This is a genomic window from Streptomyces sp. PsTaAH-137, from assembly GCF_003259365.1.
GTDB lineage: Bacteria > Actinomycetota > Actinomycetes > Streptomycetales > Streptomycetaceae > Streptomyces.
Window position 1 is genome coordinate 1 of the sequence record NZ_QLLY01000039.1, and the last position, 9,441, is coordinate 9,441.

Below are 9,441 nucleotides of genomic sequence, written 5' to 3' on the forward strand. Positions count from 1 at the left end.
CCCGCGCCACCCACGACATCGGCCCCGGCGGCCACGGCGGCCTCGGCTTCGGCCTGAAGTGGAACATGGGCTGGATGCACGACTCCCTGGAATATGTGAGCCACGAGCCGGTGCACCGCAAGTACCACCACCACGACATGACGTTCTCGATGGTGTACGCCTACAGCGAGAACTACGTGCTGCCCATCTCCCACGACGAGGTCGTCCACGGCAAACGCTCCCTGGTCTCCAAGATGCCCGGCGACTGGTGGCAGCAGCGCGCCACCCACCGCGCCTACCTCGGCTTCATGTGGGCCCACCCCGGCAAACAACTCCTCTTCATGGGACAGGAGTTCGCCCAGGGCGCCGAATGGTCCGAAGCCCACGGCCCCGACTGGTGGCTGCTCGATCCTGCGTACGGGGCCGAGCCCGACCACCGCGGTGTGCGCGACCTCGTACGGGATCTGAACACCGTCTACCGGGAGGCGCCCGCGCTGTGGGAGCGGGACACCGACCCCTCCGGTTTCGAGTGGGTGGCCGGTGACGCGGCGGAGGACAACGTCTTCGCGTTCCTGCGGCGCGCGGCCGACGGCTCACCGCTGCTCGCGGTGTCCAACTTCTCCCCGGTGGTGCGCGGCGAGTACCGGCTCGGCGTCCCGGACGCCGTACCGGCCTGGCAGGAGGTGCTCAACACGGACCGGGGCCGCTACGGCGGCGGCGACGTCTCGAACCCGGAGCCGGTGAAGCCGGACGACGTTCCGGCGCACGGCCGCCCGGCCAGCGTGCGGCTGACGCTGCCGCCGCTCGCCACGGTCTGGTTCCGCCCGGCCTGACGCACGCGCGGTGGCCGGGCCGCTCCCCCGGACGGCCCGGCCACCACACCGTCGGTGAACTAGCGCAGCGCCTGCGGGAGTTCGCCGGTGTGCAGCACGCCGAGCCGCTGGGTGGCCCGGGTCAGCGCCACGTACAGGTCACTCGTCCCGTACCGGCCCGGCTCGACGACGAGCACCGAGTCGAACTCCAGGCCCTTGGCCTGCCGCGGGTCGAGCAGCACGACCGTGTGCGTCAGGTCCGGGGCGTCGCCCGCCGTCGCCCCGGGCACCTTCGCCGCGATGTCGTCGTGCAGCTCGCGCGGGGCGATCACGGCGAGCCGGCCCTCCTCGGGGGTGAGCTCGGCGACCGCCGCGGCCACGGCCGCGGGCAGGTCGTCGGTGGCCCGCACCCAAGGACGTACGCCCGTCGACCGCACGGACGACGGCGGCTCGAAGCCGGGGTGCTCGGCGCGGACCACGGCCGCCGCGAGCTCCATGATCTCGCTCGGCGTACGGTAGTTGACGCCCAGCCGGGTGTGCTCGAAGCGGTCCTCGACGTACGGCGCGAGGATGTCCGCCCACGATCCGACCCCGGCCTCCTCGCTGGTCTGCACGGGGTCGCCGACCAGCGTCATGGAGCGGGTGGGCGAGCGGCGCATCAGCAGCCGCCACGCCATCGGGCTCAGCTCCTGCGCCTCGTCGACGATGATGTGCCCGAACGCCCAGGTCCGGTCGGCGGCGGCCCGCTCGGCCGCGCTGCGGTGGTCCTCCTCCTCGTACCAGTCGGCGACCCGGTCCGCGTCGACGATGTCGTGCGCGGCCAGCACCTCGGACTCGTCCTCGTCCTCGAACTCGTACGACTCGGAGCCCTTGGACAGGTCGAGGACGCCCTGCGCGTAGGCGATCCGCTCCTGGCGCGCGGCCTCGGCGGCGGCCCGCTCGGCGGAGTCGTCGTGCCCGAGGAGTTCGGCGGCCTCGTCGAGCAGCGGCACGTCGCCGGGCGTCCAGTCGGCGGGGCCCGTGACCTCTCGCCGGATGGTGGCGGCCGCGTCGTCGGGCAGGTGGACGGGGTCGGCCAGGAAGTCCGCGACGAACTCCTCCGGCGTGAGCTTCGGCCACAGGTCCGCGATCGCGGCGTGCACGTCGGCGCTCGCGGCGACGCCCTTGCCGAGCTGGGCGAGGTCGTCGGCGCCCAGGAAGTTCGGCCCGCCGTACGGGTCGGCGCCGATCCGCTCGGCGAGCTGGGCGGTGAGCGCGTCCAGGACGTGGAAGGCGAAGGTCGGGCGGGCGAGGTTGTGCGGGAGCAGCGTGTCCCGGGCCGCCTGCCGCGCCTCGTAGGCGATCTCCCAGTCGAGGATGAGGTCGCCGTCGTCGTGCCGGATCACCAGCGGCGCGCCGGGCTCGGGGAGCTGCTGGCGGTCGCGGACCGCGAGGGCGAGCGCGTCGGCCATCTCCCGCGCGCCCTTCACGGCGGCGGCCCGGGGCGTGTCGGCGGCGGTGGCGTGGACGCCCGGGAACAGCTCGCCGACGGTCGCGAGCAGCACGCCGGTCTCGCCGAGCGCGGGCAGCACCTCGGAGATGTAGGAGAGGAACGCCGGGTTGGGGCCGACGATCAGCACCGCCCGCTTGGCGAGCAGCTCCCGGTGCTCGTACAGCAGGAACGCGGCGCGGTGCAGGGCGACGGCGGTCTTGCCGGTGCCGGGACCGCCCTCGACCACCAGCACACCCCGGTGGTCGTGGCGGATGATCCGGTCCTGCTCGGCCTGGATGGTCTGCACGATGTCGCCCATGCGGCCGGTGCGCGCGGAGTTCAGCGCGGCCAGCAGCACGGCGTCACCGGAGGGGTCCTCGAAGCCGGTGCGTTCGTCGTCCCCGAGGTCGAGGATCTCGTCGTGCAGTTCGGTGACGGTCCGGCCCTCGGTGGTGAGATGCCGGCGGCGGCGCAGGCCCATCGGCGTGTGCCCGGTCGCGAGATAGAAGGGGCGGGCCACCGGCGCACGCCAGTCGATGAGAATCGGCGTGTGCTCGGTGTCGTCCGCGCGAATTCCGAGACGCCCGATGTGATGCGCGACGCCGTTCGTGAGATCGATCCGGCCGAAACAGAGCGAGCCGTCCACCGCGTTCAGCGCGGCGAGCAGCCCGGAGCGCTCCACGACCAGCAGGTCCCGCTCAAGACGGGCCTGCTGGCCGGTGCCGACCGGCGTCAGGGCGTTCGTGACCGAGTCGGCGGCCTCGCCGCGCAGCGCGTCGACGCGCGCATAGAGCCGGTCGATGAATTCCTGTTCCTTTTGAAGTTCCTTCTCGGATACGGCGGATTCCCGGCTTGACAAAACTGCTCCCTGCCCGGTACGGTGTGTTTAGTTGGCCCCCAGTGAGGGGCCTTTTCTGTGGGCACACAGAAACACCGAATATACCCCGGGCGGGGCTTCATTCCAACCCGCGGATCAATTCACCCGGGTATTCACAGGGCCTCGGCCAATTCCTCCAGCAGGCGCCGCTTCGGCCGGGCGCCGACCCGCGACCACACGGGCTCCCCGTCCTTGAAGACCATCAGCGTCGGCATGGACAGCACGCCGTACTTCACGGCCGTGTCCGGGTTGCGGTCGACGTCGATCGCCACGACGTCGAGCCGCTCTTGCTCCTCCTCGGCCACGGCCCGCAGCACCGGGGCCAGCTGCTTGCACGGCCCGCACCACTCGGCGGTGAACTCCACCAGTACCGGCCGGTCGGCCTTGACGACCTGCTTGTCGAAGTCCGCGTCGGTCACGTCCCGAAACGCCATCGCGTTCACTCCCTCAGTTCGCAGCGCGGCGCGGAGTCGTCCTCCGCGGCCAGCGCGTCCATGGCCCGCTCGGCGCGCGCGAGCTGCGCACCGACCGTGTTCCGTACGGCGCTCAACTCGCCGATCAGCGAATCGAGTTCGGCGAGCTTGCTGCGGTACACGGCGAGCGACGCCGGACACGAGTCGCCCTCCGGGTGCCCGGCCCGCAGACACTCCACGAAGGGCCGGGTCTCCTCCAGGTCGAACCCGAAGTCCTGGAGCGTGCGGATCTGCCGCAGCGCCCGCAGGTCGTCCTCGTCGTAGGTCCGGTAGCCGTTCCCACCGCGCCGGGCGGGCAGCAGCCCGCGCGACTCGTAGTACCTGAGCGTCCGCGGGGTCACCCCGGCGCGGTCCGCGAGCTCTCCGATGCGCATGCCTACGACGGTAAACGTTGACCCTGACGTCAGGGCCAGCCCCGGGCGGCCGAAGCCGGCCTCAGGGCCAGTCGACGAGCCCGCCGAACGCGATCCCGGAGAACACCACGAGGAACGGCGCCGCCACCGCGAGGCCGATCCGCCAGGGGGCGAACCGGCGCTGCCACGGCAGCATCCACGACACCGCGAGCACCACCAGGGACAGGACGAGACCCCACCCGAAGACGGTGAACGCCCGGTCGAAGCTGGAGTCGAACCGGTCGGCCCGGGCGTCGACGCAGGAGTCGCAGGCCATCCCCGACAGCCCTGCGAACAGGTAGGCGAAGAACGCGCCCGGCAGCGTGGCCAGCGTCGAGATCAGCGGCGCGATCCACTGCCGGGAGTCCGGATCGGCGGGGGCCGCGAGGTCTTGGGTCATGACCCCATCACACCCGACGAGGGGTGCCCGCACCTGAGCATCCCTACTCACCTGACGTACTCAACAAGGAGAGAAATGAACAGCAGCGACGGCGACCACGGCACCTGGCTCCTCGGCGGCGACCTCCCGGTCCGCCGCATCGGCCTCGGGGCGATGCGGCTGCCCGGCCCCATCGCCTTCGACAACACGTCCGTCGCCGACCGCGCGCGGTCGATCCGCGTGCTGCGCCGAGCCGTGGACCTCGGCGTGAACCACATCGACACGGCCGCCTTCTACTTCTCCGCCCGACGCTCGGCCAACGAACTCATCAACGCAGCGCTCGCCCCGTACCCCGAGGACCTGGTCATCGCCACGAAGGTCGGCCCGCGCCGCGACCGCGCCGGCGCCTGGGCGGAGTGGGCCCGCCCCGACGAACTGCGCGGCGACGTCGAGGAGAACCTGCGCCAGCTGGGCCGCGACCGCCTCGACGTCGTCAACATGCGGGTGAACGACCGGACTTCACCGCACATCGCGGAGTACGTGGGTGAGCTGGCCCGGCTGCGGGACGCGGGCCTGATCCGGCACATCGGGGTCTCGGGCGTGGACGCGGCGGCCCTCGCCGCGGCGCGGAAGGAGGCGCCGGTCGTGTGCGTGCAGAACCCGTTCGGCCTGGGCAGGACCCGGCCGGGCGACGCCGAACTGCTGCGCGTGTGCGCCGAGTCGGGCATCGCCTTCGTGCCGTTCTTCGCGATCGCGGGCCGCGGCGGGCACGAAGGCGCGGCCGGTGACACGACCGCCGTCGCCGCGCTCGCGGAGACCGCCGCCGCCCATGGCGCGGCCCCCGCCCAGATCCGGCTGGCCTGGACCCTGCACCAGGGCCCGCACGTCCTCGCCATCCCCGGCACCGGCGACCCGGATCACGTCGCCCCGAACGTGGCGGCGGCCGCGATCCGGCTCACTCCGCAGGAGGTACGGGCACTGGGCACCGTCACCGGCTGACGGCGAACGGGCCGTCGAGCGCGGCCCATTGGAGCAGCAGAACGGTCTTGCCGTCGGCGATGCGTCCGTCCCGCACCATGGCGAGGGCATCGGCGAAGGGCAGTTCCAGCACCTCGATGTCCTCCCCCTCCTCGGCGAGACCGCCACCGGCGCCGGTGCGGTCCGCCGGGGTGTAGGGCGCCGCGTAGAAGTGCAGCCGCTCGGTGACCGAGCCGGGGCTCATGTAGATCTCGGCGACGGGCGTGACCGGCCCGAGCACGACGCCCAGCTCCTCGGCGCTCTCGCGCCGGATCGCCGCGAGCGGGTCGTCGCCGTCGAGCAGCCCGGCCGCAGCCTCGACGAGCATCCCGTCGGGGTGGCCGTTGACGTAGGCCGGGTAGCGGAACTGCCGCGTGAGCAGAACCCGGCCGCGCTCGACGTCGTACGGCAGCACGACCGCGCCGTTCCCCCGGTCGTACGTCTCCCGCTGCTGGGTCTCCCAACTGCCGTCGCGGCGCCGGTAGTCGAAGGTGGTCCGGCGCAGCACGTGCCAGCCCCGCGAGGTCAGCTCGACGTCCCGGACCACGACAGAGGGATTGCGGTCGAGGCCGCGTCCGGCACGGTCGAGACCGGTGCGGCCGCGGTGGTCGGGGACGTCGACGCCGGGGCGCCCGGGGGTCGCGCTCACGCGGTCTCCCGCGAGGTCTCCGGCCGGGCCGCGCGCGGTATCTCGGCGACGTCGTGGAAGACGGGCAGGCCGCGGCGGCGGGCGATGGCCACGTCCTGATCGGCGCCGGCCGACTCCCCGGGCAGCCGCAGCACGGCGTCGCACCGGGCGAGCAGCCTCTCGGCGGTCGGGTAGAGCACCTGGTCGGCGAGGGGGTCGGTGGGCCCGGCTCCGGCGGAGCGCAGCACGGGCAGCGCGACCCACTCGCCGATCATCGGAAGGTGCCCCGCGGCGAAGACGGGCCAGGCCGCTTCTTCGAGGCGGGCGAGGTTCGCGGCCATGGCGCGGGGGTCGCCGCCGGTGCCCGAGCGGTAGGGACCGGCGATGAGGACGAGGAGGGGCCGGTCGAGGGTGGCGGCCTGCGGGGAGTGCTGATCGTTCATGCCGCGCTACGATACATGCAGAACGTGCACAACCACGCAAGAACAGGAGAGACTACGGATGCTGGCTGCCGAACGCCGCGAACACCTGCTGGGCCTGCTCGCCCGCGAGGGAAAGATCGTCGCCAAGGACGTCGCCGCCGACCTGGGCATTTCCGAGGACAGCGTCCGCCGCGACCTGCGCGACCTCGCGGCCGAGGGGCTGTGCCAGCGGGTCTACGGCGGAGCGCTCCCCGCCTCCCCCGCGGTCGCGGACCTCGCCACACGCGCGAGCGTCGCCCCCGACGGCAAGCAGAAGGTCGCCGCGGCGGCGGCCGCGCTGGTGCGGCCCGGCAGCGCCCTGATCCTGGACGGAGGTACGACGGCGCTCGCGGTCGCCCGCCACCTGCCGCCGGACCTTCGGTGCACGGTGATCACGCACAGCCCGACGATCGCGACGGCCCTGCTCGACCATCCCCGGGCGGAGCTGTTCCTGCTGGGCGGCCGCGTCTTCAAGCACTCGGCGGTGACCTGCGGCGCGGCCGCGGTGGAGGCCGCGCAGAACGTGTCGGCGGACCTGTGCCTGATCGGTGTCACCGGCGTCCACCCGGAGGCGGGTCTGACCACGGGCGATGCCGAGGAGGCCGCGATGAAGCGCGCCCTGGCGGCCCGGGCGGCGGACACCTACGTCCTGGCCTCGTCCGAGAAGATCGGCACGGCGTCGCGGTACCGGGTGCTGCCCTGGGAGGACGTCACCGCCGTGATCACGGACGCCGGCCCCGGGCACGCGGTGATCGAAGAGCTGACGGCGAGTGGCGTGGAGGTCCTGACGGCCTGACGGGACCCGACCGGATCGGGCACAGGATGTCGGGCCCGGCCCCCTCGCCCGCTCCTAGCGTGAGGGCACAAGGATCGAGCAAGGGAACGGAGCCGGGTGTGCTGGACCGCCTCAATCAGGCCATGGACCGGATCGAGCAGCGGCTCGACGAGGACCTCGACGTGGCGGAGCTCGCCCGGATCGCGGCCACATCGGAGTACCACCTGCGGCGGATGTTCTCGGCGCTCGCCGGGATGCCGCTGTCGGAGTACGTGCGCCGGCGGCGGCTGACCGTCGCGGGCGCCGACGTCCTCGCGGACCGCGAGCCGCTGCTGACGATCGCCGTGCGGTACGGGTACGGCTCGGGCGAGGCGTTCGCCCGAGCGTTCCACTCGCTGCACGGGATCGGCCCCGGCGAGGCCCGCAGGACGGGCGCCGCGCTCGTCTCCCAGCCCCGGCTCGCCTTCCGTCTCACTGTCGAAGGGAACAGCAGCATGCGCTACCGCGTGTTGGACCGCCCCGAGTTCACGGTCGTCGGGCCCAAGGCCCGTGTACCGCTGGTCTACTTGGGGCCGAACACGGCGATCGAGGAGTTCGTCCGCGGCATCGACCGCGGTGTCCTGGAGGAGTTGAAGCAGCTGTCGGAACGCACCGGCGGGGAGCCGCAGGGCGTCCTCGCGGTCTGCGACGACCTCGACCCCGGCCGGGCCGAGGGGAGCGAACTCGACTACTACCAGGCGGTGGCCGTCCCCGCGGGCACTCCGGCTCCCGAGTCCCTGCCCACGCTGGCGGTCCCGGCCGGCACCTGGGCGGTGTTCACGACATCGGGCCCGGCACCGGAGGCGATCCAGCGGCTGTGGAGCGACGTCTACACCGAGTGGTTCCCGTCGAACCCGTACCGCACCCGCCCCGGCCCCGAACTGCTGCGCACCCACCTCTCTCAGTCGCCGGACGGCCCGACGGCGGAAGCGGAACTGTGGCTCCCGGTGGAACGCGAGTAAGTCACCGGCTGATTGTCAGTGGGGCCCGCTACGTTGACGCCATGACTCACGACGTACACGTCCCTCTGTCCACGGCGCGGTATCTCGACTGTCTGGCCGCCGACTTCGACCGCCTGCGCTCCGTCGCCACCGCCGCCGATCCGGGCGCGACGGTGCCGAGCTGTCCCGACTGGACCGTCGCCGAGCTGGTACGGCACGTCGGCCAGGTCTACGTCGACAAGACTCACGCGATCCGCGAGGGCGCGGAGTCCGAGTGGCCCCCGAAGGGCACGGCGGACGCCGAGCCCTTCGCTCTCCTCGACCGGGCCTACGCCGATCTGCGCGAGGAGTTGACGACCCGGGGCCCCGCGGACCCGGCCGGCGGCTGGTACGCGCCGGACCAGACGGTCGGCTTCTGGATCCGCCGCATGGCTCAGGAAACGGTGATCCACCGCATCGACGCCGAGCTGGCCGCGGGAGTGGAGGTCGCCCCGGTCCCCGAGGACCTGGCGGTCGACGGCATCGACGAACTCCTGAAGGTCTTCACGGCGTACGCGGTGTCGGAGTGGCCGGACTACTTCACGGACACTCTCGCCGACTCCCCCGCCCGGACCGTGGACATCCACGCCCTGGGCACGAAGGCGGCGGCCTGGCGCGTCACCATCGCACCGGCCCGCTTCACGGTGGAGGACGGAACAGGCGACGCCCCGGCCGACCTCACCCTCTCCGCGGCACCGCCCGCACTGCTGCGCGACCTGTGGAACCGCCGCGCCACGGACGAACCGTCCCGGCTCACGGCATCCGGCCCGGAGGAAGCCCTGACACAACTCCGCGCCTGCCTGACCACCGCAACCCAGTAAACGCAGAAAGCCCCCGTGCCAATGGCACGGGGGCTTTCTCAAAATTTGTTCGGCGGCGTCCTACTCTCCCACAGGGTCCCCCCTGCAGTACCATCGGCGCTGTAAGGCTTAGCTTCCGGGTTCGGAATGTAACCGGGCGTTTCCCTCACGCTATGACCACCGAAACACTATGAAACTGACAACCGCACCACGCCGTGACCATGGCATGGGGTTGTTCGTGGTTTCAGAACCAACACAGTGGACGCGAGCAACTGAGGACAAGCCCTCGGCCTATTAGTACCGGTCACCTCCACACCTCACGGTGCTTCCAGATCCGGCCTATCAACCCAGTCGTCTA

At 72.2% G+C, this 9,441-nt stretch carries 11 protein-coding genes and 2 rRNA genes; 5 read left to right on the plus strand and 8 right to left on the minus strand.

From position 1 onward, the window contains the following. Positions 1–812, plus strand: an 812-nt coding sequence (locus K377_RS40050; protein ID WP_181512765.1) for an alpha amylase C-terminal domain-containing protein, incomplete at its 5' end; no start/stop codon positions are given. Between the two features lie 59 nt (positions 813–871). Here the strand turns inward: K377_RS40050 and K377_RS40055 are convergent. The 4 genes from K377_RS40055 to K377_RS40070 all read right to left on the minus strand — a co-directional run bounded on the left by K377_RS40055 (position 872) and on the right by K377_RS40070 (position 4,404). Continuing rightward, a complete protein-coding gene (locus K377_RS40055; protein ID WP_111668577.1) occupies positions 872–3,121 on the minus strand; it encodes an AAA family ATPase in 2,250 nt (749 codons plus the stop codon). Between the two features lie 131 nt (positions 3,122–3,252). Then, positions 3,253–3,573 carry a thioredoxin gene (gene trxA, locus K377_RS40060; RefSeq protein WP_111668578.1) on the minus strand — a complete coding sequence of 107 codons (321 nt, stop codon included), beginning with the start codon at positions 3,571–3,573 and terminating at the stop codon, positions 3,253–3,255. Between the two features lie 5 nt (positions 3,574–3,578). Next, entirely contained in the window at positions 3,579–3,986 is a 408-nt protein-coding gene (locus K377_RS40065; RefSeq protein WP_111668579.1) for a MerR family transcriptional regulator, read from the minus strand. Between the two features lie 61 nt (positions 3,987–4,047). Continuing rightward, positions 4,048–4,404, minus strand: a complete 357-nt coding sequence (locus tag K377_RS40070; protein WP_111668580.1) for a hypothetical protein — start codon at positions 4,402–4,404, stop codon at positions 4,048–4,050. A gap of 75 nt (positions 4,405–4,479) precedes the next feature. Here K377_RS40070 and K377_RS40075 point away from each other — a divergent pair, with 75 nt between their 5' ends. Beyond that, on the plus strand, positions 4,480–5,382 hold the full coding sequence (locus K377_RS40075) for an aldo/keto reductase (RefSeq protein WP_111668581.1): 903 nt from the start codon (positions 4,480–4,482) through the stop codon (positions 5,380–5,382). Here K377_RS40075 and K377_RS40080 read toward each other — a convergent pair. Both K377_RS40080 and K377_RS40085 read right to left on the minus strand, forming a co-directional pair. Then, positions 5,372–6,049 (minus strand): NUDIX domain-containing protein, encoded by a 678-nt coding sequence (locus tag K377_RS40080; RefSeq protein ID WP_111668582.1) that lies wholly within the window; start codon positions 6,047–6,049, stop codon positions 5,372–5,374. The genes K377_RS40075 and K377_RS40080 overlap by 11 nt on opposite strands. Beyond that, positions 6,046–6,471 (minus strand): DUF4406 domain-containing protein, encoded by a 426-nt coding sequence (locus K377_RS40085; protein WP_111668583.1) that lies wholly within the window; start codon positions 6,469–6,471, stop codon positions 6,046–6,048. Before K377_RS40085 ends, K377_RS40080 begins: the two co-directional genes overlap by 4 nt. 58 nt (positions 6,472–6,529) lie before the next feature. On the opposite strand from K377_RS40085, the gene K377_RS40090 reads away from it, so the two are divergent. The 3 genes from K377_RS40090 (at position 6,530) to K377_RS40100 (ending at position 9,104) form a co-directional block, all read left to right on the plus strand. Beyond that, the gene (locus K377_RS40090) at positions 6,530–7,285 is read left to right on the plus strand and encodes a DeoR/GlpR family DNA-binding transcription regulator (protein WP_111668584.1); all 756 of its coding nucleotides are present in this window, start codon (positions 6,530–6,532) and stop codon (positions 7,283–7,285) included. A gap of 98 nt (positions 7,286–7,383) precedes the next feature. Further along, on the plus strand, positions 7,384–8,265 hold the full coding sequence (locus K377_RS40095; protein WP_111668585.1) for an AraC family transcriptional regulator: 882 nt from the start codon (positions 7,384–7,386) through the stop codon (positions 8,263–8,265). Positions 8,266–8,306: 41 nt separating this feature from the next. Then, positions 8,307–9,104: a maleylpyruvate isomerase family mycothiol-dependent enzyme gene (locus K377_RS40100; RefSeq protein WP_111668586.1), complete on the plus strand. Its 798-nt coding sequence runs from the start codon at positions 8,307–8,309 to the stop codon at positions 9,102–9,104. Between the two features lie 47 nt (positions 9,105–9,151). Here K377_RS40100 and rrf read toward each other — a convergent pair. Beyond that, positions 9,152–9,268 (minus strand): 5S ribosomal RNA (rrf, locus tag K377_RS40105). A gap of 89 nt (positions 9,269–9,357) precedes the next feature. After that, positions 9,358–9,441 (minus strand): 23S ribosomal RNA (locus K377_RS40110); the annotation flags it as partial.

What these genes read in the sequence shown, in the direction of transcription:
- K377_RS40070 (WP_111668580.1), bottom strand. Translation starts at nt 4,404, where the DNA reads ATGACCCAAGACCTCGCGGCCCCCGCCGATCCGGACTCCCGGCAGTGG.
- K377_RS40075 (WP_111668581.1), top strand. Translation starts at nt 4,480, where the DNA reads ATGAACAGCAGCGACGGCGACCACGGCACCTGGCTCCTCGGCGGCGAC.
- K377_RS40085 (WP_111668583.1), bottom strand. Translation starts at nt 6,471, where the DNA reads ATGAACGATCAGCACTCCCCGCAGGCCGCCACCCTCGACCGGCCCCTC.
- K377_RS40090 (WP_111668584.1), top strand. Translation starts at nt 6,530, where the DNA reads ATGCTGGCTGCCGAACGCCGCGAACACCTGCTGGGCCTGCTCGCCCGC.
- K377_RS40100 (WP_111668586.1), top strand. Translation starts at nt 8,307, where the DNA reads ATGACTCACGACGTACACGTCCCTCTGTCCACGGCGCGGTATCTCGAC.
- K377_RS40065 (WP_111668579.1), bottom strand. Translation starts at nt 3,986, where the DNA reads ATGCGCATCGGAGAGCTCGCGGACCGCGCCGGGGTGACCCCGCGGACG.
- trxA (WP_111668578.1), bottom strand. Translation starts at nt 3,573, where the DNA reads ATGGCGTTTCGGGACGTGACCGACGCGGACTTCGACAAGCAGGTCGTC.